At 48.6% G+C, this 23160-nt stretch carries 22 protein-coding genes; 8 read left to right on the top strand and 14 right to left on the bottom strand.

Annotated elements, in window-relative coordinates; all coding sequences use genetic code 11:
* Positions 1-7: 7 nt before the first annotated feature.
* The 11 genes from sscB to spiC all read right to left on the bottom strand — a co-directional run bounded on the left by sscB (position 8) and on the right by spiC (position 7967).
* A complete protein-coding gene (gene sscB / locus NBA72_RS01360; RefSeq protein WP_000979962.1) occupies positions 8-442 on the bottom strand; it encodes a SycD/LcrH family type III secretion system chaperone SscB in 435 nt (144 codons plus the stop codon).
* Positions 443-493: 51 nt separating this feature from the next.
* On the bottom strand, positions 494-910 hold the full coding sequence (gene sseE, locus NBA72_RS01355) for an LcrR family type III secretion system chaperone SseE (protein ID WP_000249606.1): 417 nt from the start codon (positions 908-910) through the stop codon (positions 494-496).
* Positions 911-912: 2 nt separating this feature from the next.
* Positions 913-1500, bottom strand: a complete 588-nt coding sequence (gene sseD / locus NBA72_RS01350) for an SPI-2 type III secretion system translocon protein SseD (protein ID WP_042947385.1) — start codon at positions 1498-1500, stop codon at positions 913-915.
* Between the two features lie 15 nt (positions 1501-1515).
* On the bottom strand, positions 1516-2970 hold the full coding sequence (locus NBA72_RS01345; protein WP_001079771.1) for a type III secretion system translocon protein: 1455 nt from the start codon (positions 2968-2970) through the stop codon (positions 1516-1518).
* 2 nt (positions 2971-2972) lie between these two features.
* Complete coding sequence (gene sscA / locus NBA72_RS01340) at positions 2973-3446, bottom strand: SycD/LcrH family type III secretion system chaperone SscA (RefSeq protein ID WP_000711023.1); 474 nt, start codon at positions 3444-3446, stop codon at positions 2973-2975.
* Positions 3443-4033: an SPI-2 type III secretion system translocon protein SseB gene (gene sseB, locus NBA72_RS01335; protein WP_000094420.1), complete on the bottom strand. Its 591-nt coding sequence runs from the start codon at positions 4031-4033 to the stop codon at positions 3443-3445. The genes sscA and sseB overlap by 4 nt, the downstream gene beginning before the upstream one ends.
* A gap of 6 nt (positions 4034-4039) precedes the next feature.
* Positions 4040-4366 (bottom strand): SPI-2 type III secretion system chaperone SseA, encoded by a 327-nt coding sequence (gene sseA / locus NBA72_RS01330; protein WP_000972855.1) that lies wholly within the window; start codon positions 4364-4366, stop codon positions 4040-4042.
* 262 nt (positions 4367-4628) lie between these two features.
* Positions 4629-4871, bottom strand: coding sequence for a YscE family type III secretion system co-chaperone SsaE (gene ssaE / locus NBA72_RS01325; protein ID WP_000210202.1), 243 nt, complete (start codon positions 4869-4871; stop codon positions 4629-4631).
* Between the two features lie 7 nt (positions 4872-4878).
* Positions 4879-6090 carry a SctD family type III secretion system inner membrane ring subunit SsaD gene (gene ssaD, locus NBA72_RS01320; RefSeq protein ID WP_000323799.1) on the bottom strand — a complete coding sequence of 404 codons (1212 nt, stop codon included), beginning with the start codon at positions 6088-6090 and terminating at the stop codon, positions 4879-4881.
* Positions 6071-7564, bottom strand: coding sequence for an SPI-2 type III secretion system protein SpiA (spiA, locus tag NBA72_RS01315; RefSeq protein WP_000261286.1), 1494 nt, complete (start codon positions 7562-7564; stop codon positions 6071-6073). Before spiA ends, ssaD begins: the two co-directional genes overlap by 20 nt.
* Before the next feature lies 1 nt (position 7565).
* Positions 7566-7967 (bottom strand): SPI-2 type III secretion system protein SpiC, encoded by a 402-nt coding sequence (gene spiC, locus NBA72_RS01310; RefSeq protein ID WP_001562740.1) that lies wholly within the window; start codon positions 7965-7967, stop codon positions 7566-7568.
* Positions 7968-8367: 400 nt separating this feature from the next.
* Here spiC and NBA72_RS01305 point away from each other — a divergent pair, with 400 nt between their 5' ends.
* The 4 genes from NBA72_RS01305 (at position 8368) to mlrB (ending at position 13838) form a co-directional block, all read left to right on the top strand.
* Positions 8368-11130, top strand: coding sequence for a two component system sensor kinase (locus NBA72_RS01305; RefSeq protein WP_042947392.1), 2763 nt, complete (start codon positions 8368-8370; stop codon positions 11128-11130).
* Between the two features lie 30 nt (positions 11131-11160).
* Positions 11161-11799, top strand: a complete 639-nt coding sequence (locus NBA72_RS01300; protein WP_042947394.1) for a two component system response regulator — start codon at positions 11161-11163, stop codon at positions 11797-11799.
* A 178-nt stretch (positions 11800-11977) separates the two neighbouring features.
* Positions 11978-12706, top strand: coding sequence for a MerR family transcriptional regulator (locus tag NBA72_RS01295; RefSeq protein ID WP_042947396.1), 729 nt, complete (start codon positions 11978-11980; stop codon positions 12704-12706).
* A gap of 172 nt (positions 12707-12878) precedes the next feature.
* A complete protein-coding gene (gene mlrB / locus NBA72_RS01290) occupies positions 12879-13838 on the top strand; it encodes a transcriptional regulator MlrB (protein ID WP_042947399.1) in 960 nt (319 codons plus the stop codon).
* Between the two features lie 95 nt (positions 13839-13933).
* Here the strand turns inward: mlrB and fumD are convergent, their stop codons facing one another.
* The 3 genes from fumD to ttrS form a co-directional block, all read right to left on the bottom strand.
* Entirely contained in the window at positions 13934-14146 is a 213-nt protein-coding gene (gene fumD, locus NBA72_RS01285) for a fumarate hydratase FumD (RefSeq protein WP_000165779.1), read from the bottom strand.
* A 97-nt stretch (positions 14147-14243) separates the two neighbouring features.
* Positions 14244-14864 (bottom strand): tetrathionate respiration response regulator TtrR, encoded by a 621-nt coding sequence (ttrR, locus tag NBA72_RS01280; RefSeq protein WP_000190927.1) that lies wholly within the window; start codon positions 14862-14864, stop codon positions 14244-14246.
* Positions 14839-16617 carry a tetrathionate respiration histidine kinase TtrS gene (gene ttrS, locus NBA72_RS01275; protein WP_077917521.1) on the bottom strand — a complete coding sequence of 593 codons (1779 nt, stop codon included), beginning with the start codon at positions 16615-16617 and terminating at the stop codon, positions 14839-14841. Before ttrS ends, ttrR begins: the two co-directional genes overlap by 26 nt.
* 181 nt (positions 16618-16798) lie before the next feature.
* Between ttrS and ttrB the strand changes: the two genes are divergently transcribed.
* The 4 genes from ttrB (at position 16799) to NBA72_RS01255 (ending at position 23160) form a co-directional block, all read left to right on the top strand.
* Positions 16799-17533 carry a tetrathionate reductase subunit TtrB gene (ttrB, locus tag NBA72_RS01270; protein WP_023206656.1) on the top strand — a complete coding sequence of 245 codons (735 nt, stop codon included), beginning with the start codon at positions 16799-16801 and terminating at the stop codon, positions 17531-17533.
* Positions 17534-18556, top strand: a complete 1023-nt coding sequence (gene ttrC / locus NBA72_RS01265; protein ID WP_000149766.1) for a tetrathionate reductase subunit TtrC — start codon at positions 17534-17536, stop codon at positions 18554-18556.
* A complete protein-coding gene (gene ttrA / locus NBA72_RS01260) occupies positions 18549-21611 on the top strand; it encodes a tetrathionate reductase subunit TtrA (RefSeq protein WP_023195776.1) in 3063 nt (1020 codons plus the stop codon). The genes ttrC and ttrA overlap by 8 nt, the downstream gene beginning before the upstream one ends.
* A 322-nt stretch (positions 21612-21933) precedes the next feature.
* Positions 21934-23160, top strand: a complete 1227-nt coding sequence (locus tag NBA72_RS01255) for a PfkB family carbohydrate kinase (protein ID WP_000471822.1) — start codon at positions 21934-21936, stop codon at positions 23158-23160.

Genomic DNA, 23160 nt, shown 5'->3' with positions numbered 1-23160 from the left:
CTGTTATTTAAGCAATAAGAGTATCAACCATTATTTGCGCATTCTGGCGAATCTCACTCCATGAGGCATCCGCATAACTCATCTTGATTGCGGTTTGAAAAGCCTCTCTCGCCAACCCGGGTTCCCCCATCATTTTGAGACAGACGCCCGTTTGGTAAACCGGTTCTGGATGGCTGGCATCCAGCATCAAGGCATGTCCATAGAAATTAATGGCTGTCGTGTATTCTTTAAGCATCATCCAGGTGCCAGCCAATGCAATATGGGCACGCCAACTCCATGGCTGGGCCATCACCAGCCAACTAAAATCGATTACGGCGCGCGAATAATCCCCCTCCTGCCATGAGGCGTAACCACTGGCATAAACGCTTTCCGGATCAACGGATAATAGCTGTTTCAGAATGTCTTCGGGTATTTTATTTTTCTGATCTTCTTTCATCATCATACCTATTGATTGTTATTTTCACGTGATAATGATTTACGTCAGGAAGGTTATTTAAAAACGTCGCTGGATAAGATGCTCGGCGGATAAAACTGTCCAGTTATCGCCATCAAGCTGTGTAAAGGTCGCTCCCATTACTGTCAGGATGCGCAATAATTTCCTGCGTAGCATGGCTTTTTTTTCATCCAGAACGTCGGTGATTATCAACATCTTTAAACATGTTAACTGCGGGTGATGCACAAATATCCCGCGTAAAAGTCCCAGTAAGTGAAACAATTGCTGTGGTCGAGGTTGCCCGGGCGTCAGGCGCCTGAACTCACAAATAATCATTTCTTTTGCCTCAATACGATAGATCACCAGGTAAGGCGATAATATAAACTGTTGCCCAAGTAATATGGCGGTCTCCCCTAAATATGCAGGCTCAGTAAACACCTGATGCCGACGCAACCATTGCTCTATTTCTTGCACCATGTTTACCTCGTTAATGCCCGGAGTATTTCAGCAAGAACCGCGACCAGTGACGACCCCACGCCCATGATTTGTTGCATAATTTCAGTTGCTTTCTCCATAATTTCCGTCAGGGATTTATTATAGGATTGGGACCCATTTTGTTGCAGGTCGGCAATCGCTTTATCTTGATCACTTTGACGTTGCGCTACACCGGCCCCCAGGCCCATGACGCCTCCAGCAGTGTGGCCTACGGCTTGACCCGCTATAAGACCGGTCTCCCCGCCTACGGCCCCTAATCCTATCGTCAGCACGCCCGACAATATTGCGCCACCCGCAGTAATCATTGATGCTCTAAACGCTTCATCAATTGTTTTCATTTGCGTCTGTAAAACATTGACTTGCAGTTCCCAGGACAGTCGTTGTTTTTCTACGTTATAGTCGCGCATGATATTGCGCAGCTTTTTGGCAAGCTCCATTAGCTTCATCCAGATATTATCAAATAACAGAAGCATTGATTCAGTACCCATTCCCTCCCCGGAGGGAGATGGAGTGGAAGAAGGCGTTAACAAGGGAGGCGCTGGTAATACCAGTGCTACGTTACTCGCTTCCATATTTTTATCCTCAGATTAAGCGCGACAGCCAGCTATTCTCGCCTGAACGCTACTATAGTGATCAATGGTATCTAATGCATCTCTAAGCGCGGCACCACTACTCTTATAAAGCTCCTCTAAGCGTTTTTGTTCTATCTTTTTTTGGTCTTCCGTTTGTTGCATTATGAAATCCAGAAACCGTTGCTGAGTTATTAATTGCTCTATTTTCTTTTCGAGCTTCGCTTTATCTGCGTTAACCATGCCAGTATTCATCTGATTGGCGCCCTCGGTTGCACATCTGATAGCCTGTAAGCCTTTAAATGAACAATCACTCAGTAAGGCATACAGGATTTTTTTGAACATATTCCAGAGAACTTTATTACGAAAATTTTTTAACAGAAACTTTCCCCCTTCCTGCGCACATTTTTCCAGGGCTTCTTTTGCCGCTTCTTTTGCCATGGCTTTCACCCCCTCTTTCGTAAAACTTTTTCCCGCGCTTCGCGTCATATTATTTTCTACCTTACGAGAAAACTCAGCAGACTCCTCTTCCATCTCGCCCGGCGAAACCATTTCACGTTCAATCGCCTCAAATTGTTTGGAAAAATTTTCGCTCACCTCTTCGCCAAACTTTTCAGCCAACTCCTCTATTTCTCCTTCCCCTGCACCTACCATACGCTCAACCATTTCTTCGCCTAAGCCGGAGTCAAGAACTTTTGCAGCTGCGCTAGATAAGCCTCTCGTCGCCATAAAAGCACGACCAATCTGGAAAACATCCAGTGCCATCGCGACGACTTCACAACCAACTTGAATTTTACTTGCCACGTCAATAATCGCCTGACAGGTATCGTGGTCAGCACCGCACATCATTGCCGTTTCGGCTCCGGCTTTAACCATTCCTGCACAACCTGCGGCCATATAAGCTACGCCGCTAGCCATTTCTGCGGGATTACCGGACAGAAAACCCTCCACAACTTTTAAGGCGCCAATCACGGTTTCAAATATGCCGGTAATCCAGTCAAAAATAGCGCCAAAAATGCCCGCTTTACGCGCTTTATCCTCCTGCTCTATCGCTTTCTGGATCTGCTCCTGATACTCCTTTACCTGCTTATTACGTAATGCATTTTGCACCTCAGTTGCCCGCTCAAGCTGTTGGCATAACGATTGAGCGTTATTACCAAAGACGTTGAGTATTAATGTCGTCATCATCATTGATAAAACAGTGGGATTGATATGCAAAAAGTCAGGCAATGATGGACGCTTATGATTTCCGGGTACGGCATCAAGCAGTTGCTTCAACGCATTGCTTGCCTCCTGAAGACTAATTTTCCCTGATAGCAGAGACGTGGCGTTGCCATCGCCAAAAGTAGAATTCACACGATGCTGGCGCTTTCCCAGCGAACCCGAGGAAACGCAACTGACATTGCTTAAGTGATGATGTGTTAAGGCGGTTACTCCTGCGGCGCTATCGCTATTACTGTGAATTCGATTCATTTTTAGCTCCTGTCAGAAAGTTGCTGTAACATCTTTTCTGCACGCAATCGGAGGATTTGATGTTCACTGACCTCGCCGCAAATACGCACCACGGCCTTTAACGCTTTTATTGCATAACAAACGTTATCACACGCGAGGTAGCATTCCGCTGCGGCCCATGGCGCCTGCGGCGCATCAATCTTAATTTGTGCCGCGCGTCCATAAGCGTATATCGCTTCCCCCCAATGTTTTTGAGCCTGGCAGCATTCCCCTAACCGAAACCAGTAGTCAAATGACCAGGCATCATATATCGTCAGCAATTGAAAAAGTCGCGCTGCGCCAGCGAATTCTTTTACCTCCATAAGCTGCATGGCATAGCGATACAGAGTATTAAGCGGCTGTGTAACATCGTCATCCAACAACATACGCAGCGAGCCGCCACGCCGGAAAAACCGCATCGTGTCATGTGCCTGTTGTAGGGTCGGGTCTTTTTTCATGAGTACGTTTTCTGCGCTATCATACTGGAAATCTCCCCCCACTTACTGATAAGCCCCGTCAGTTGGGTAAGGACAGCGTTAAGCTCCTGAGACATTTTTTGAATTATTATCTGCCCCTGACTCATAAGATCGGTATTCCGGTTGGCATCGTTATCCAAAGCCGCTTTGACCGCCTGTAGACCACCTTTATCCAGCTTCCCATGATCGCCATATTTAGCCATATATTCATCAATGGTCAGACCATCGATGAGAATACCGTGTTCACGCATGTATATAATTACGTCCTCAGGCACCTCCTCTTTGGTTTTAGCATCTCCCTTGGCTGCTTTAGCAATCACCTCATCCATCTCATTTGACTTTTCCTGGGTATTTCTGGCACGTTCAGCGTTCTGCTGGACTTCAATAAATTTATCGTTTGCGATAGCCTGAATAACCATAAGGAGAATAAGCAAAACACCATACCCTTCGGCAAACGGATTTTGCTGGGATAAGTCATCCTGCCCCCCGGTATCAGTGTTACTGACGCCGAAGCTATTTTTAAACACAATAGGGTTTTGATTTCCCCATAAGATGTTTCCTGAAGACATTATGCTTTACCTTTTTGTTTTTCCTGACGGTATCTCCACCGGGGCTTGAGCATTAAGTTGTTTCAGTCGTACTTCAAGTTGTTTAAACAAACTTACTATTTTCTTTAAATCCTTCTCGGCCTCCTGGTTAACCCCGGCAACGCCTTGTGGAAATAGGTTATGAAGAATACTCTCTGTCTCTCTGCTTTTTTTGGGGCTCTCTGCCCTTTCAGCAAGCTGTTGACTCACCTTAGCCCGGATTTGGTGAAATTTTTTAAGACAGTGATTTAGCTGCATATAACTTTGCTCTAAATCACGATATTCACTAAACGCAGCCTTTTTCTTTATCATCATTCCCCTCCATATACACGATAGATAATTAACGTGCTAACTAAGAGCCTATCCCATTAGGGCTATTTTACTTGCCATTGTGGTCCTGGGCAGTGCTCGCCAAAACGCGTTAGCGTTTTGAACGCCGCTAGCGGCGGCCCGAAGGGCGAGCGTAGCGAGTCAAACCTCACGTGCTACGTGTACGCTCCGGTTTTTGCGCGCTGTCCGTGTCCAGGCTGGCTGCGCCAATAACGCCTGGTGGGATAGGCTCTAAGATATTTTTACTTTACTCTTGCTCACTCACTACAAGTGCGCTGTTATGGTAACGATAATAAATAATGTTGATGATATTTTCGGCCTGCTCGATCGCTTCAAGCAATAAGGTGTTTTGCTGATATTGCTGCGGATCCTGTAACTTACCGTTGTTCTCTTCTAACTGTTTCCGGGCAGCCCTTAATTGTAAAATTATGCCTTTGGCCTCTTCACGCGAATGAAGCAGCAAATCTTCTAACCGGGTCAGAGTTGTCATTTTCCACTCACTTAAAATCTAATGGATAGTTAATCAAAGTATCATAATGTTTAATCGTTACCACATCGGCACTCAGATGGACAATTTCTCCCCCATTGGGTAACAATGCCCCTACACGTAAACGCTCTTTATTCGTCAGTAATAAGTAATTACCATGGCGACTCTGTACAAAGCCAGCCACTGGCGCAGGCAGATACTTGCTTTCATCATGAGAAGGCGCAATATCCTGATAAATTAAAGAAAGAGCGGGGTCCTTTTTCTTTAATGCTGCTAACGTTTCTTGCAAAATGCGTTGATGAGATTCATCCAGTACACCACTGATAACAAAAGAGCGCCGCATTGGCGTAACATTGACAAGGCCCACTAAACCGTTCTCTATTATCGCAGAAATAATATCATCCCCCTGAGACTGATGAGAATGACTAATCTGCCAGTGCAATAACCCGGGAATATCTGCAAGTAATGGTTGAACCTTACGCCATTGCTGATCCATTTGTATATCATCATGAATTAACACGCTTCCCGGCCCTTCGCTGGATACTTCAGCATGCGGGTAACCCATTTTTATCAAAACATCCTGCACTTCTCGTATCAATAAGTCATCACAGATTACACCATCCCGATACATGACCCCCCATGATTCGAGAGTCGCTCTCACCTTTTGCATCTGTTCGCTTGACGCGCAATAACCGGACAACTGCAGGCTTCCATCTTCTTTCCATTGCGCCCGCACATAATGAATATTGCTTTTGTCTAATAAAAACTTAACCCGCAAAGGTAAATCATTTACCGTTTCAGGCTGACCGCCAATACTTAACAGGACACCCATTCCACCGATGAAAATCAAGAATACGCCAGCCAACCACCAGTACCCTGATCTGGAAACGGGTATTTGATAATCAGCAAGTTCACAATCCTGTTTACCAAACGCGATAGCCACTCCCGCAACCTGCAAAACCCCACTGGATGGTAGCGGCTTATTTGGATTAAATCTGCGGCCATTAACTCTAACTCTGGCTTTCCCGGCATCAACAAATAAACTATCTGCCTGTTCTCTCAGAATAATTTTTTCATTTATAGTAAGCGGAATACAAATATCGCATCCTTTCTCCCCCAGTGACAGGTTACCTTCATTCAGCCATACTTCCCGGCCTTGTAAAACGTGACCTAAAAAACGTATTTTCCAGGAGCTCTTTGGATTAACCATGAGATATGCCATTATTTACTACTGAGGCTTTAATCAAAAACAGCCTGATTACACTATGTACTTGAGTCGTATCATTGCGAAACAAATGGCCTACGACAGGAATATCGCCCAATAAAGGGATTTTGTTTTGCGAGTGGATTTGTTTACCTTGTTTAAATCCTCCCAGCAATAGACTCTGTCCGGCTAATAATGTGGCTTGCGAAGCAATTTCAGAATTTTGCACTTCGGGTAGCGGATCTGTTTCGCTTTGCGTATCACTTTGTTGTCCATCCTGAATATTAAGATTAAGCATTATTTTTTGCGTGCCATTGTCATTTAACAAGCGAGGTGTAACGCGCAACAAAGAACCCGTAGTGATGGATTCAAGTTTAGCCACTTTTTCTCCCTGCAGTTTGGTATAGAAAGTAATATTTTTATCCAGCACAGCCTGGATATTATTTAAAGTCACCACAGATGGCTGGGAAAGTACATAAGCCTGAGAGCTTTTTTCCAGGGCATTCAAACGCACCATAAAGTTTGAGGTATCGCTGATTACCGTTGAAAAACCGCTAGCACCGCCGTCATTCAAACCTGTATTGAACGCAATTTTCTTGCCACCCAGCGACACTGCCGTTCCCCAGTCGATGCCTAACTGGTTAATATCTCCAGCATTAACATCGATAATTTTCACCGAAATCTCTATCATCTGCTGGCGTTGATCTAATTCTGTGATGAGTTTCCGATACCCGGCCATATTGGCCGCATAATCACGAACGATCACTGCATTCTGGCGTGGGTCGGCAGCAAACATGGGCAATGCCTGTGTAGCGGGTGAACCATTGTTCGTCGATGACGCCGGGACGCTGGTTTTACTCATCTCACGCAATACACTCACGACCCCAGGAACCACGACGGACTGATCGCGATATTGGTATTGGGTATCCATCGCAGTGGCATACTTAAGCGTGTATATACTTACACTCACCGCACTGTCTTTTCGTTTGATTAACGCATTATCCAGCACTGAAGCTAATTGACTAATACGAGTCAGACAGCTGGGAACACCGCTCACCTCCACAGCTCTGGTACCGGTAATTTCTTTAACCTCGCATCCCGGTGATGAAAGGATATTCTGGCTGCGTAAGTAATGAATGAACCGCCCAGTAGATAAAATATTGAAAGTGATAACCTGATGTTTTAATAACGATGCAGGATATACATATAACATGCTGCCATCAAACCAGGTAAGCAAATCATATTGTGCTGCCAGGTTATTCAAAATATCGACCGGTGGTCCAGGCGGAATTTTTCCACTAAATGTAGCTGTTATCAATGGGCTAATAGTAATAGCCGTATCATAGTTCTCTGAGAGCAGATGTAAAACCTCTGCTAATGGCATTTGTCTGGCATAAAGGGTGAAGTCATTACCTTTCCATGATAACTCATCACTCTTTGCTGTATTGAGTATAAATAGTAAAATTAAGATTAAACGTTTATTTACTACCATTTTATACCCCACCCGAATAAAGTTTATGGTGATTGCGTATTACATTTTTTAAAATGCAAGTTAAAGCCAGGTGTTTTTCTATCTCAATAGCAATAAGCTCAGAGCTACTACTTGTGGTATAATAACCGTTTAACCATCCCCCATCCGCTGTGAGCTGTATAGCATAATCATGGACGTCCGGGTGTGCTGCAAGCAGTAGTGTCACATAGGCAAGACAAGGCTTAGGTAAGCTTTCCAGGTCATTTAAGAACAAAGAAATAGAAAATGCTTCTGAGAAAATTTCTCCTCTGGCAGGATGCCCATCAATAGTCATTATCCAGGATCGGCTATTACCTTCGGCCTTGATATCCTGAATTAATGGAATGCCTTTTAAAACTGCCAGCATGAATCCCTCCTCAGACATAAATGGGAGTTTCTATCAAATTCGCTCACAACCACATCCGTAAAAAGCCTGATTCACATTTATTTCGACTATACTCTTCTTGTACAATATCAGGATGCTGTCTACATATACCTTGTGACAGGCGATTCTATCATTCGGATTTTCCGATAAATTCACAATTACACTTTCAGCATTGACATAAAAAATTACAATTTGAAAAATTATTTATTAAATAAACTGTTACGATGTTTTTACATCGCCACCTTATTAAAAAGTAATTGTAGTCATCGACTGGGTTATATATGAAGAAATTTATCTTCCTAATGATAACACCATCGATTAATCTTCTGATGAAACTATATGTACTGCGATAGTGATCAAGTGCCAAAGATTTTGCAACAGGCAACTGGAGGAAAGCATTATGAATTTGCTCAATCTCAAGAATACGCTGCAAACATCTTTAGTAATCAGGCTAACTTTTTTATTTTTATTAACAACAATAATTATTTGGCTGCTATCTGTGCTTACCGCAGCTTATATATCAATGGTTCAGAAACGGCAGCATATAATAGAGGATTTATCCGTTCTATCCGAGATGAATATTGTACTAAGCAATCAACGGTTTGAAGAAGCTGAACGTGATGCTAAAAATTTAATGTATCAATGCTCATTAGCGACTGAGATTCATCATAACGATATTTTCCCTGAGGTGAGCCGGCATCTTTCTGTCGGTCCTTCAAATTGCACGCCGACGCTAAACGGAGAGAAGCACCGTCTCTTTCTGCAGTCCTCTGATATCGATGAAAAAAGCTTTCGTCGCGATAGTTTTATTCTTAACCATAAAAATGAGATTTCGTTATTATCTACTGATAACCCTTCAGATTATTCAACTCTACAGCCTTTAACGCGAAAAAGCTTTCCTTTATACCCAACCCATGCCGGGTTTTACTGGAGTGAACCAGAATACATAAACGGCAAAGGATGGCACGCTTCCGTTGCGGTTGCCGATCAGCAAGGCGTATTTTTTGGGGTGACGGTTAAACTTCCCGATCTCATTACTAAGAGCCACCTACCATTAGATGATAGTATTCGAGTATGGCTGGATCAAAACAACCACTTATTGCCGTTTTCATACATCCCGCAAAAAATACGTACACAGTTAGAGAATGTAACGCTGCATGATGGATGGCAGCAAATTCCCGGATTTCTGATATTACGCACAACCTTGCATGGCCCCGGATGGAGTCTGGTTACGCTGTACCCATACGGTAATCTACATAATCGCATCTTAAAAATTATCCTTCAACAAATCCCCTTTACATTAACAGCATTGGTGTTGATGACGTCGGCTTTTTGCTGGTTACTACATCGCTCACTGGCCAAACCGTTATGGCGTTTTGTCGATGTCATTAATAAAACCGCAACTGCACCGCTGAGCACACGTTTACCAGCACAACGACTGGATGAATTAGATAGTATTGCCGGTGCTTTTAACCAACTGCTTGATACTCTACAAGTCCAATACGACAATCTGGAAAACAAAGTCGCAGAGCGCACCCAGGCGCTAAATGAAGCAAAAAAACGCGCTGAGCAAGCTAACAAACGTAAAAGCATTCATCTTACGGTAATAAGTCATGAGTTACGTACTCCGATGAATGGCGTACTCGGTGCGATTGAATTATTACAAACCACCCCTTTAAACATAGAGCAGCAAGGATTAGCTGATACCGCCAGGAATTGTACACTGTCTTTGTTAGCTATTATTAATAATCTGCTGGATTTTTCACGCATCGAGTCTGGTCATTTCACATTACATATGGAAGAAACAGCGTTACTGCCGTTACTGGACCAGACAATGCAAACCATCCAGGGGCCGGCGCAAAGCAAAAAACTGTCATTACGTACTTTTGTCGGTCAACATGTCCCTCTCTATTTTCATACCGACAGTATCCGTTTACGGCAAATTTTGGTTAATTTACTCGGGAACGCGGTAAAATTTACCGAAACCGGAGGGATACGTCTGACGGTCAAGCGTCATGAGGAACAATTAATATTTCTGGTTAGCGATAGCGGTAAAGGGATTGAAATACAGCAGCAGTCTCAAATCTTTACTGCTTTTTATCAAGCAGACACAAATTCGCAAGGTACAGGAATTGGACTGACTATTGCGTCAAGCCTGGCTAAAATGATGGGCGGTAATCTGACACTAAAAAGTGTCCCCGGGGTTGGAACCTGTGTCTCGCTAGTATTACCCTTACAAGAATACCAGCCGCCTCAACTAATTAAAGGGACGCTGTCAGCGCCGTTCTGCCTGCATCGGCAACTGGCTTGCTGGGGAATACGCGGTGAACCACCCCACCAGCAAAATGCGCTTCTCAACGCAGAGCTTTTGTATTTCCCCGGAAAACTCTACGACCTGGCGCAACAGTTAATATTGTGTACACCAAATATGCCAGTAATAAATAATTTGTTACCACCCTGGCAGTTGCAGATTCTTTTGGTTGATGATGCCGATATTAATCGGGATATCATCGGCAAAATGCTTGTCAGCCTGGGCCAACACGTCACTATTGCCGCCAGTAGTAACGAGGCTCTGACTTTATCACAACAGCAACGATTCGATTTAGTACTGATTGACATTAGAATGCCAGAAATAGATGGTATTGAATGTGTACAATTATGGCACGATGAGCCGAATAATTTAGATCCTGACTGCATGTTTGTGGCGCTATCCGCTAGCGTAGCGACAGAAGATATTCATCGTTGTAAAAAAAATGGGATTCATCATTACATTACAAAACCAGTGACATTGGCTACCTTAGCTCGCTATATCAGTATTGCCGCAGAATACCAGCTTTTACGAAATATAGAGCTACAGGAGCAGGATCCAAGTCGCTGCTCAGCGCTACTGGCGACAGATGATATGGTCATTAATAGCAAGATTTTCCAATCACTGGACCTCTTGCTGGCTGATATTGAAAATGCCGTATCGGCTGGACAAAAAATCGATCAGTTAATTCACACATTAAAAGGCTGTTTAGGTCAAATAGGGCAGACTGAATTGGTATGCTATGTCATAGACATTGAGAATCGCGTAAAAATGGGGAAAATCATCGCGCTGGAGGAACTAACCGACTTACGCCAGAAAATACGTATGATCTTCAAAAACTACACCATTACTTAATATTATCTTAATTTTCGCGAGGGCAGCAAAATGAAAGAATATAAGATCTTATTAGTAGACGATCATGAAATCATCATTAACGGCATTATGAATGCCTTATTACCTTGGCCTCATTTTAAAATTGTAGATCATGTTAAAAATGGTCTTGAGGTTTATAATGCCTGTTGCGCATACGAGCCTGACATACTTATCCTTGATCTTAGCTTACCTGGCATCAATGGCCTGGATATCATTCCTCAATTACATCAGCGTTGGCCAGCAATGAATATTCTGGTTTACACAGCATACCAACAAGAGTATATGACCATTAAAACTTTAGCCGCAGGTGCTAATGGCTATGTTTTAAAAAGCAGTAGTCAGCAAGTTCTGTTAGCGGCATTGCAAACAGTCGCAGTAAACAAGCGTTACATTGACCCGACGTTGAATCGGGAAGCTATCCTGGCTGAATTAAAGGCTGACACGACCAATCATCAACTGCTTACTTTGCGCGAGCGTCAGGTTCTTAAACTTATTGACGAGGGGTATACCAATCATGGGATCAGCGAAAAGCTACATATCAGTATAAAAACCGTCGAAACACATCGGATGAATATGATGAGAAAGCTACAGGTTCATAAAGTGACAGAGTTACTTAACTGCGCCCGAAGAATGAGGTTAATAGAGTATTAACCAGGGGCATCCGATGGTATTAAGCATTGGTCATATTTTGATGAGCCTTACGCCACGCAGTATTGCTCATCATCGACAAAATCCATACGGATGCCCTGGTATGCCGCACCATTTATCACTACCTTAGTCTTCATTTAATCATGATATAGTAGAATCCCCTTATTTAACGGGCTTTACCATGTCGTATTCTATCGGCGAATTTGCCAGACTATGCGGTATCAATGCCGCCACGCTAAGGGCATGGCAGCGACGCTATGGTTTATTGAAACCGCAGCGTACTGATGGCGGGCATCGCTTATACAGCGATGACGATATTCAACAAGCGCTTAGCATCCTCGACTGGGTGAGAAAAGGCGTACCGATAAGCCAGGTCAAACCCTTACTGTCGCGTCCGGTCATTCGCCTGGGCGATAACTGGATAACGATTCAGGAGACGATGCTTCAACATCTCCACGAAGGGCGAATTGACGCGCTGCGGCAGTTGATTTATGACTGTGGCCGGGAATATCCCCGCGCAGAACTGGTGACCCATTTATTGCGTCCGTTGCGCAGCAAAGTGTCCGCGCATCTTCCCGCCGTGATGACGCTGCGCGAAATACTGGATGGCATCATTATTGCCTACACCTCTTTTTGCCTTGAAGGCGACAGAAAAGCGCCTGGCAACAATGCTTTTATTAGCGGATGGCATCTCTCGGATCACTGTGAAATCTGGCTGGAAGCGTTGACTCGTACCGGACAAGAGCTGCGGCTCAATGTGCTTCCCTCTCCACCAGCCGTTCTGGCGCCCGAGCTGTTCGCCCAGAGAAAATGGTTCCTGGTGACCACCGGCAAGCTCACTGCCGGGCAGAAAAAACAGCTTGCCCAGTGGCGCAACGTGGTCGCTTCGCTGGAGGTTATCACACTATAAGCGCTGAAATAGATTTCTTCCCCTCATTCTATCTTATTGATATTTAGCTACGTCAAAAAAAATCCCCGCGAAAACTTAGACAAAAAAACAAAGTTGTGTAAGTTTTAAATCAGCGTGAGATAACATTTTGCGCCGTTGGCGTCAGTCGTCGTACTTTCAATAAGGGGGAATCATGAATAACAAACCCGTAGTCGGCATTAGCGGATGTCTGACTGGCGCCGCGGTACGCTTTGATGGCGGACATAAGCGTATGGATTTTGTCATGAACTCTCTGGCGCCGTGGGTGACCTACAAACCGATCTGTCCGGAGGTGGCGATCGGCCTGCCCGTTCCTCGCCCTGCGCTGCGTCTTATCCAGACGACCTGTGGCGACATTCGGATGCGCTATAGCCATGCCCCGCACGATGACGTCACCGAGCGAATGAATGCCTTTGCCGATCGGTTTCTGCCAACAATAGGCGAACTGGCGGGGTTTATTGTGTGTGCAAAATCGCCCAGTTGCGGAATGGAGCGCGTTCGCCTGTATGATGAAAAGGGTAACAGGGGCCGCAAAGCTGGCACGGGGCTGTTTACCGCCGCGATGATGGACAAATATCCCTGGCTGCCGATAGAGGAAGATGGTCGCCTGCACGATCCGGTACTACGCGAGAATTTCATCGCACGTATCTTCGCGCTACATGAATTAAATGCGCTACGCGCGCAGGGCTTGAGTCGTCACAGTTTGCTCGCGTTTCATAGCCGATACAAACTTCAGCTTCTCGCCCACCACCAGGCCGGCTACCGCGAAATTGGCCCTTTCGTCGCGCGTCTGCATGAATGGGACGATCTGGATGCCTTCTTTGTCCGATACAGAGAAAAACTGATGGCTATCCTGCGCCACCCCGCTTCACGTAAAAATCACACCAATGTGCTGATGCATATCCAGGGCTATTTTCACCGCGCGTTGAACCGCAGGCAACGCGCGGAATTACGCGAGGTGATTCTCGGCTACCGGGCGGGCCGACTACCTATCCTGGCACCGTTAACGCTGCTGAAGCACTATCTGGCGGAACATCCGGATGACTATCTACGCAGCCAGAATTATTTTGAGCCGTACCCTGATACGTTAGGGCTGCGCTTAGCCATCACCTGATAACCCTGCGCATCGCTAACGGCGGGCAACCAGCCCGCCATGGTGACAATCGCGACAATTCAAAGGCGATGTCGTTATTGCCACCATGATACCGGCTATGACCGCGCCAGAGCGTTAATCACGGTTTCCATAGCCTGTTTTTCTAACGCGCTACGTTGGATGCGTTGATTCGCCAGCGCGGTTCTTAACACGCCCGCAATAACAATATATTTAGGCTCCTGCCCCAGATCGCGCATTTCCAGCACGACCTTGCCCACCACCCGGCACATCTCGCGGTACAGTTCGTCATCTTTTGTCGGTTTTGTCATACGTTTTACTCGTCGCCAGCTCAAACCAACAGAATATAACAGTCTTCTCAATTAAACAAAATTTGATGCAAATCAAAGAAATAACGCAGTTTATTATTCATGGCTCATACGTTGTTCGTATTCTGGTCTCTGGCGAGGCCATTTTTTCGAAACGCCTAATCAGTTCCGCCAGGCTACCGGCCTGCATTTTTTCCATGACTCTGGCGCGGTGCACCTCTACAGTGCGCACCGCGATATTCATCGCTTCCGCAATTTCACGGTTCATAAATCCTTTTGCCACCAGGCTGGCCAGCTCACGCTCTTTCGGCGTCAACTGCTGGTAACACAGTATAATCTCACGGCGCGCCACCGCTGCCGATGAAACCGTCAGCGCACGCTCCAGCGCCGCCTGTAGCGGTTTTACCGATACCGGTTTTTGCAGAAAATCGACGGCGCCGCGTTTCATCTGCTCCACGGCCATCGGTACATCGCCATGCCCGGTAAGAAAAACAACCGCCAGGGTACTTCCGCACTGGCGCAACGCATCATGAACGCCCTGCCCATCCAGTACCGGCATTCGCATATCCAGTAATACGACTCCGGCCTGATACAGACTGGCCTGCGCCAAAAAATCCGCCCCCTGCGTCCAGCATTTTACGTCATATCCCAGACTTTCCAGTAAAAACGCGCACGCGTTAGTGACCGCCGTATCATCATCCAGTAGATGAATTGTCGCCATCCCTGCCCCCATGTTCATGTAAGAAATGTATCGTGACCACCGTTCCCGACAGACCGTCCGGCGCGGTCTGGTTCCTGATGCTGATATCGCCCCGCCCATACCGCACCAGCCGCTGGCAAATCGCCAGCCCTAAGCCCATCCCCTCTTTGCGGGTGGTCATAAACGGCTGAAACGCCTGACGTAATAGCGCCTCGTCGATTCCCCCGGCGTTATCCTGTAAAACGATGCTGATGCCGTTTTCAGTGCGTTCAGCAACGATCCATAAATGGGTGGCGCCCGCCTGAGCCGCATTAAGAATGATATTCGCCAGCACCTGTTCCAGCAGCACTGACGGCAGCGTTACGCGCAGCGCAGCGCTAACCTCGGTATGCAGAGTCACTGTCGGAAACTGTTGCGCCATACGCAACAATTGCCAGACATGATCAATCGCCTCGCGAATGGCTATGGCCTTCCACGCTTCGGTTAGCACCGGGTTGCCCTGCGCCTGGCTGACCCAGTGACGCAGGTTACGCAGAGTATCCGCACCGCGTTGCGCCTGCTGGTCAATCTGCTCCAGCGCCGGCAGCAAGGGATGCTGTTCATCTGCAGCGCGCAGTCGAATCAGGCACCCCTGGGCATAATGTCGAATCGCGGAAAGCGGCTGATTAAGCTCATGGGCAAACCCGGAGGTCATTTCACCCAACACGCTCATTTGCCGGGCGGTTTCCAGCGCCCGCTCATGCTGATGAAGGACTACATTATTACGTTCCAGTTGTTTTCCGCGTCGACGCACCAGCAGCATGACCCAAATATAATTGAGCGTGAGCAACAGGAACGCCAGAATCACGCCACCGACCATTAGCTGGTGCTGGATTAACCAACTTTTGACATCCAGCCACAGTCGGCGCTGCTGAGGGTGCTGACGAACATCACGCAGCAAAGCTTCCACCTGACTGGTCGACGCTGGCGCGCCCCAGTGAAATGACGCGGCGGCGGGCGCGTTGAATAGCGCTCGCGTTACGCGATCCGCCAGCGCATCGCTTACCGCAGGTAGCGCCGCGAACGACCAGTCAGGATATAACGGCGTACTGGTTAAGCAAGGCAGTGGCGTCGGTCGGGAAAGCAGCGCGATAAAGTCCTTTTTATTAATCAATCCTTCCTGATCCATATTTTCTAACAGGCACACTGGCACAATTGCCGCCTGCACCGCTTTTTCGCGCAGCATATAGATTAAGGCATCGCCAGGAAATCCGGTAAAACGAAGATGAAAATCGCGCTCCGGGCGTAAGCCCGCGTCGCTGAGCGCTTTATAGCCTAATAAATAGCCGCCAAACGCCTGAGCATCAATCGCGCCGACTGTCTTACCGATGAGATCATGCGCCGTGGTGATGCCGCTATCGCGCCGGGTCAAAATCACGCTGCCAATAACATTACTCACCGCTTTCCCATCGCGCGTGGAACGCAGGGAAGCTAACCAGCGGAGCGGCGCATGGCTGTTCAGTTGGACAAATTGCGCCGGGTTGGTTATCACAAACTGCACGGTTCCCTGGTTAACGGCTTCCTGCATTTGATGCAGATCCAGCGGCTGGATGTGAAAGGTTTCGCCTGGAAGCTGTTGGCTTAATGTCTTTGCCAACGGTTGCCAGTGGCTACGCGTAGACGCCTCGCCGCGCATGGCCAAAACACCGATATTCCACGTCCCTGCCCACGCGCCATGACAAAGTAGCCCTACTGCCGCCAACACCGCCAGGCGCCTTACGGTTTTACCTCTCACCCCAATATCCCTGTCAATTATGTTGTTTTAGATCAACAACAAGCCGGGTATGTGGTTAACCACAATAGAGCGCACCCCGTCTCGATTTTTACACTGTAAATCATCAACATTTTTTATTCATTACACATGAACCAACATCGTGACAAATGTTTCATTGTTGGCAATGTGGACGGGAGTCAATATGGACAGCAGTAAACGGCAATTTCTCCAGCAGCTCGGCGTCCTGACCGCTGGCGCCTCGCTGGTTCCGCTGGCTGAAGCGAAATTTCCTTTTTCGCCGGAGCGGCATGAAGGCTCTCCCCGACACCGTTACGCCATGCTTATCGACCTGCGGCGTTGTATCGGCTGTCAGTCCTGTACCGTAAGTTGCACTATTGAAAACCAAACGCCGCAGGGCGCATTTCGTACGACCGTGAACCAATACCAGGTCCAGCGTGAAGGTAGTCAGGAAGTCACGAATGTGCTATTGCCGCGTCTGTGCAACCATTGCGATAACCCCCCCTGCGTGCCGGTCTGCCCGGTACAAGCCACCTTTCAGCGGGAAGACGGCATTGTGGTGGTGGATAACAAACGCTGCGTCGGCTGCGCCTATTGTGTCCAGGCGTGTCCTTACGACGCCCGATTTATCAATCATGAAACGCAAACTGCCGATAAATGCACGTTTTGCGTTCATCGTCTGGAAGCCGGACTGTTACCCGCTTGCGTAGAGTCCTGCGTCGGCGGCGCGCGTATTATTGGCGATATCAAAGATCCCCATAGCCGCATCTCCACCCTGCTTCATCAACATCGCGACGCTATCAAGGTATTAAAGCCGGAAAACGGCACGTCGCCCCATGTTTTCTATCTGGGTCTGGACGACGCCTTTGTCACCCCATTAATGGGCCGTGCGCAGCCCGCGCTTTGGCAGGAGGTCTGAATGACGCATTCACTCATCATTGAAGAAGTGCTGGCTCACCCGCAGGACATTAGCTGGCTGCCGTGGGCGGTACAATATTTCTTTTTTATTGGCATTGCCGCCTGCGCCGCACTGTTTGCCTGTTATCTTCACTGGCGGAAAAAAGACGCCGCAACAGAAGAAAATCGGGCATTACTGATTGCCATTACCTGTGCGATTACCGCACCGCTGGCGCTGACGGCGGATCTGCACCAGACCGCCCGCGTCTGGCATTTCTATGCCTGGCCGACGCCCTGGTCGTGGATGCCCTGGGGAGCGTTGTTCCTGCCGCTGTTTACCGGATTTCTCGCTCTGTGGTTCCTGGCGCAGCAAATAAAACGATTATTCAATAAAAGTTACAACGTCACTAAATGGTTGGCGTTAGCCAGCGCGCTTTGCGCGGTGGGCCTGTTGATTTATACCGGCCGCGAAGTCTCCGTTGTGCTGGCGCGCCCAATCTGGTTTAGCTACGCCTTCCCCGTGGCGATGTTTCTTAGCGCCTTACAGGCGTTCTTCGCGCTGATGATTGTCGCCGCCCGACGCGACTCGGTAAGGCTGCCAAAAATACTGTGGGGACAACTCTGGACGCTGGCGGCGCTGGGTCTGGTGGTGGCCATGTGGGTCAGCGGCGATACGCTTTCCGGCACGGCAATCCGTCAGTGGATTACCGTCGCCCTGTCAGCCAAATATTACGCTGTCGGCTGGCTAGCGCTGTGGGTATTCACACTACTGTTCTGTAGCCTGGCGCTACGTCATCCGTTATCGCAGCTAAGACGCGTCCTGCTGGTTCTCAGCGCGCTGGCGCTATGTTGGCTGATGCGCTGGACATTGTTGATTCAGGTACAAACCGTACCCAAGTTCAACGCGCAATTTAACCCTTACTCGTTACCAGGCGGAACGGATGGCTGGCTGGCTATTCTCGGCACCTTCGGCCTGTGGATAGCGCTACTGATTATTATTCGTGAAACGCTGAACGGACTCACCAGGAGATTACAACATGGCTAATTTAACCCGTCGTCAGTGGCTAAAAGTCGGTCTCGCCGTCGGTGGGATGGTCACTTTTGGTCTGAGCTACCGTGATGTGGCGAAACGCGCAATTGATGGCCTGTTAAACGGGACGTCCGGCAAGGTAACGCGCGACCGCATCTTTGGCAATGCGTTAATTCCGGAGGCGCAGGCGCAAACGCACTGGCAGCAAAATCCACAACAAACCATCGCCATGACGCAATGCTTCGGCTGTTGGACACAGTGCGGTATCCGCGCCCGGGTTAATGCCGATGGCAAAGTGATACGCATCGCCGGCAATCCCTATCACCCCTTGTCGCAGGAACACCCGATTGACTCGTCCGTCCCTTTTAGCGAAGCCATGGAGCAACTGGCGGGAGAAAGCGGTCTTGACGCCCGCTCAACCGCCTGCGCGCGCGGCGCCACGCTGCTGGAAAGCCTGTACAGTCCGCTGCGACTGCTTGAACCAATGAAACGCGTGGGTAAACGCGGCGAAGGGAAATGGCAGCGCATCAGCTTTGAGCAGCTTATTGAAGAAGTCGTGGAAGGCGGCGATCTGTTTGGCGAAGGTCATGTGGACGGACTGCGCGCTATTCATGCGCCGGATACGCCAATTGACGCAAAGCACCCCAGTTTCGGGCCCAAAACCAATCAGTTACTGGTCACGAATACCAGCGACGAAGGCCGCGATGCGTTTCTGCGTCGTTTTGCGCTAAATAGCTTCGGCAGCAAGAATTTCGGCGCGCATGGCGCCTACTGTGGACTGGCTTACCGGGCCGGCTCCGGGGCGCTGATGGGCGATCTGGATAAAAACCCGCATGTCAAACCCGACTGGGAAAACGTGGAGTTTGCGCTCTTTATGGGCACCTCCCCGGCACAGTCCGGTAATCCCTTTAAACGCCAGGCGCGTCAGTTGGCGAGCGCCCGGCTGCGTGAGAATTTTCAATACGTCGTGGTCGCCCCCGCCCTCCCCTTATCAACGGTGCTCGCCGATCCTCGCGGTCGCTGGCAACCGGTCATGCCCGGCAGCGATTCGGCGCTGGCAATGGGGATGATCCGCTGGATCATGGATAATCAACGTTATAATGCTGATTATCTGGCGATTCCCGGCATACAGGCGATGCAGCAGGCCGGCGAGCAAAGTTGGACCAACGCCACGCACCTGGTCATTGCGGATGAACTGCCGACGCTTGCCGGACAGCACCTGACGCTGCGCCATCTTACGCCCGATGCCGAAGAGACTCCTGTCGTGCTGAATACCGACGGCGAGTTGGTCGATGCGTCCACTTGCCGACAGGCACGGCTTTTCGTGACGCAGTACGTTACGCTCGCCGACGGCCAACGGGTCACGGTGAAGAGCGGGTTGCAACGCCTGAAAGAGGCGGCAGAAAAGCTCTCGTTGGCGCAATACAGCGAACAGTGCGGCGTACCGGAAGCGCAAATTATCGCGCTGGCGGAAACCTTTACCAGTCACGGACGTAAAGCTGCGGTCATCAGTCACGGCGGCATGATGGCCGGCAATGGGTTTTATAACGCCTGGTCGGTCATGATGCTTAACGCGCTGATCGGCAACCTCAGCTTGTCCGGCGGCGTCTTTGTCGGCGGCGGCAAATTCAACGGCGTTAGCGACGGCCCCCGCTACAACATGAACAGTTTTGCCGGAAAAGTGAAACCGTCAGGGTTAAGTATTGCCCGTAGCAAAACCGCTTATGAAGCATCGGAAGAATACCGCGACAAAATTGCCGGCGGGCAATCCCCTTATCCAGCCAAAGCGCCGTGGTATCCCTTTGTGGCAGGCCAGCTTACCGAACTGTTGACCTCCGCGCTCGAAGGCTATCCTTATCCGCTTAAAGCCTGGATTTCCAATATGAGCAACCCGTTTTACGGTGTTCCCGGTCTACACGCCGTGGCGGAAGAAAAGCTAAAAGACCCTCGCCGACTGCCGCTCTTTATCGCGATTGACGCCTTTATGAATGAAACGACGGCGCTGGCGGATTACATTGTGCCGGATACGCACAATTTTGAGAGCTGGGGCTTTACGGCGCCCTGGGGCGGCGTAGCCAGTAAAGCCACTACCGCCCGCTGGCCAGTTGTCGCCCCCGCCACTCACCGAACGGCGGACGGGCAACCTGTCTCAATGGAAGCATTTTGTATTGCGGTAGCAAAACGGCTCCATCTGCCCGGCTTTGGCGACCGGGCGATAACCGATCCGCAGGGCAATGCTTTTCCACTGAACCGGGCGGAAGATTTCTATCTGCGCGTAGCCGCTAATATCGCCTTTATGGGCAAGACGCCGGTCGCGCCGGCAAATCAGGAAGATATTTCGCTTACCGGCGTCAGCCGCATTCTGCCAGCAATTCAGCACACGCTTAAAGCTGATGAGGTTGGTCGCGTGGCGTTTATCTACTCGCGTGGCGGCCGGTTTGCGCCCGAGGATAGCGGCTATACGGAGCAACGGTTAGGTAACGCGTGGAAAAAACCCTTACAGATCTGGAATGCAGATGTCGCCGCCCACCGTCACGCCATCACCGGGGAGCGTTTCAGCGGTTGCCCGGTCTGGTATCCGGCGCGTTTGTCAGATGGTCGTGCGATTGACGACCAGTTTCCCATTGGGCAATGGCCGCTGAAACTGATTTCATTTAAATCAAATACCATGTCCAGCTCAACAGCCGTCATCCCACGCTTACACCATGTGAAGCCAGCAAACCTGGTGGCGCTGAATCCGCAAGACGGCGAGCGTTATGGACTGCAACATGGCGATCGGGTACGGATCATTACGCCGGGCGGTCAGGTCGTGGCGCAAATCAGTTTGTTAAATGGCGTGATGCCAGGCGTCATCGCCATCGAACACGGATATGGCCACCGCGAGATGGGCGCAACGCAGCACTCTCTGGATGGCGTGCCTATGCCGTATGATCCACAAATCAGGGCAGGCATAAATCTTAACGATCTGGGCTTTGCCGATCCGACAAGAACCATTACCAACACCTGGCTCGACTGGGTTTCCGGTGCGGCGGTACGTCAGGGGCTGCCGGCAAAAATCGAGCGTATATAACCCCCGGGCCGGAGAGCGATATCGTCTTATTTCGTCGAGGGTAGCGACTGATAAGCGAACGCTGTCCGGCTGCATATACTCACTGAATCGTGCAAGCCCAACTATTTTACGTTCACCCCGTCATATTACATAGAAAATATATGACAACACTCACAAAACTATTTTCCCCTTCTGTAAGCAATTAATATTTAACACATTGGCTGCGCTTCTGATTATTGACATTCATTTGGGGTTACTTCCGGTTGACCGCATAATCTGTGATTGAATTCACCGCATGACAACATTGCCATAAATACAATTCAACTCACTACCCGGAGGCAATATGTTTAAAGAAGAAAGACGTCATGCCATCATTAATTTACTGATAAAGGATAATAGTGTTAGCGTCAGTAAACTTTCAGACCTTTATAAGGTTAGCCAGGAGACTATTCGTTCCGATCTACGCTATTTCCAGAAATCAGGTATGCTTCAGCGTTGCTATGGCGGAGGGATTTTAAACCGTGACGCGCTGAGTAAGCTTATCACTGAAAATAAGATTGATATCTCCAGCACTATCGCCACGCCAATCCATCAGGATGCAAAACTGCGCCGGGAAAACACAAAAAAAGCAGGCAAGGTGTGTGTTTTAGGCTCATTCAATATTGATGTTTCAGCAACCGTGCCGTGGTTTCCACAAAGCGGAGAATCCATTCTGGCCAGTCAATTTGGATTCTATCCTGGCGGTAAAGGAGCCAACCAGGCTTTAGCGGCAAACAATGCCGGCGCTGCGGCGCATTTTATTTTTAAAGTGGGCAAAGATCAGTTCAGCGCATTTGCTATGAATCATATTATTCAATCAGGCATCACCTCATACAGTGCGTATCAAACAGATAAAGCGCCCACCGGTAGCGCATTGATCTATGTCTCCGCCGTGGATGGCGATAATATTATCGCCATCTACCCTGGCGCCAATATGATGCTCACCACGCAAGAGATTAACGAGCAACACCGTTATATCGCCGAGTCTGACGTTATGTTAATGCAGCTCGAAACGAACATTGAAGCGTTGACTGAATTTATCCGCCTGGGCAAACAAGAAAATAAAATGATCATGCTGAATCCTGCCCCCTATACGAAACAGGTGACGCATTTATTATCTGATATTGACATCATCACGCCGAATGAAACTGAAGCCTCTTTTTTATCCGGTGTAACCATTACTGATATTAATGATGCGAAAAAAGCCGGAAATATTATTCTGCAATCCGGGGTGAAAAAAGTCATCATTACCCTTGGCGCCCGTGGCTCTCTGCTCTGTGAGCACGCCCGCACGTTGTATATTCCTGCGTGGAGCGCCGTGGTAAAAGATGCCGCCGGGGCCGGTGACGCTTTTAATGGCGCCTTAGCCGCCGCGCTGGCGCGACAAGCAGACATGGTCGCAGCCATTCAATATGCCTCCGCTTTCGCTTCTCTGGCGGTGGAACAAGTCGGTGCGTCGAGTATGCCTCAGCACTTGCAGGTTTTACATCGAATGCGTACCCAATCTAATAAAGTCATTCACATTAATTAA

This window comes from Salmonella sp. NW1250 (assembly GCF_051812965.1).
GTDB classification, from domain to species: domain Bacteria; phylum Pseudomonadota; class Gammaproteobacteria; order Enterobacterales; family Enterobacteriaceae; genus Salmonella; species Salmonella enterica.
Note: the sequence above shows the minus strand (reverse complement) of the source record. Positions and strands in the feature narration are given on the sequence as shown.

Bases quoted from the DNA above. Each gene is read 5' to 3' on its own strand.
- sseB (WP_000094420.1), bottom strand. From the start codon at position 4,033: ATGTCTTCAGGAAACATCTTATGGGGAAATCAAAACCCTATTGTGTTT.
- NBA72_RS01255 (WP_000471822.1), top strand. From the start codon at position 21,934: ATGTTTAAAGAAGAAAGACGTCATGCCATCATTAATTTACTGATAAAG.
- mlrB (WP_042947399.1), top strand. From the start codon at position 12,879: ATGAATAACAAACCCGTAGTCGGCATTAGCGGATGTCTGACTGGCGCC.
- ssaE (WP_000210202.1), bottom strand. From the start codon at position 4,871: ATGACAACTCTGACCCGGTTAGAAGATTTGCTGCTTCATTCGCGTGAA.
- ttrC (WP_000149766.1), top strand. From the start codon at position 17,534: ATGACGCATTCACTCATCATTGAAGAAGTGCTGGCTCACCCGCAGGAC.
- spiA (WP_000261286.1), bottom strand. From the start codon at position 7,564: ATGGTAGTAAATAAACGTTTAATCTTAATTTTACTATTTATACTCAAT.
- ssaD (WP_000323799.1), bottom strand. From the start codon at position 6,090: ATGGCATATCTCATGGTTAATCCAAAGAGCTCCTGGAAAATACGTTTT.
- NBA72_RS01345 (WP_001079771.1), bottom strand. From the start codon at position 2,970: ATGAATCGAATTCACAGTAATAGCGATAGCGCCGCAGGAGTAACCGCC.
- sscB (WP_000979962.1), bottom strand. From the start codon at position 442: ATGATGATGAAAGAAGATCAGAAAAATAAAATACCCGAAGACATTCTG.
- NBA72_RS01295 (WP_042947396.1), top strand. From the start codon at position 11,978: ATGTCGTATTCTATCGGCGAATTTGCCAGACTATGCGGTATCAATGCC.
- sseA (WP_000972855.1), bottom strand. From the start codon at position 4,366: ATGATGATAAAGAAAAAGGCTGCGTTTAGTGAATATCGTGATTTAGAG.
- ttrA (WP_023195776.1), top strand. From the start codon at position 18,549: ATGGCTAATTTAACCCGTCGTCAGTGGCTAAAAGTCGGTCTCGCCGTC.
- sseD (WP_042947385.1), bottom strand. From the start codon at position 1,500: ATGGAAGCGAGTAACGTAGCACTGGTATTACCAGCGCCTCCCTTGTTA.
- NBA72_RS01305 (WP_042947392.1), top strand. From the start codon at position 8,368: ATGAATTTGCTCAATCTCAAGAATACGCTGCAAACATCTTTAGTAATC.
- ttrR (WP_000190927.1), bottom strand. From the start codon at position 14,864: ATGGCGACAATTCATCTACTGGATGATGATACGGCGGTCACTAACGCG.
- sseE (WP_000249606.1), bottom strand. From the start codon at position 910: ATGGTGCAAGAAATAGAGCAATGGTTGCGTCGGCATCAGGTGTTTACT.
- ttrB (WP_023206656.1), top strand. From the start codon at position 16,799: ATGGACAGCAGTAAACGGCAATTTCTCCAGCAGCTCGGCGTCCTGACC.
- fumD (WP_000165779.1), bottom strand. From the start codon at position 14,146: ATGACAAAACCGACAAAAGATGACGAACTGTACCGCGAGATGTGCCGG.
- sscA (WP_000711023.1), bottom strand. From the start codon at position 3,446: ATGAAAAAAGACCCGACCCTACAACAGGCACATGACACGATGCGGTTT.
- spiC (WP_001562740.1), bottom strand. From the start codon at position 7,967: ATGTCTGAGGAGGGATTCATGCTGGCAGTTTTAAAAGGCATTCCATTA.
- NBA72_RS01300 (WP_042947394.1), top strand. From the start codon at position 11,161: ATGAAAGAATATAAGATCTTATTAGTAGACGATCATGAAATCATCATT.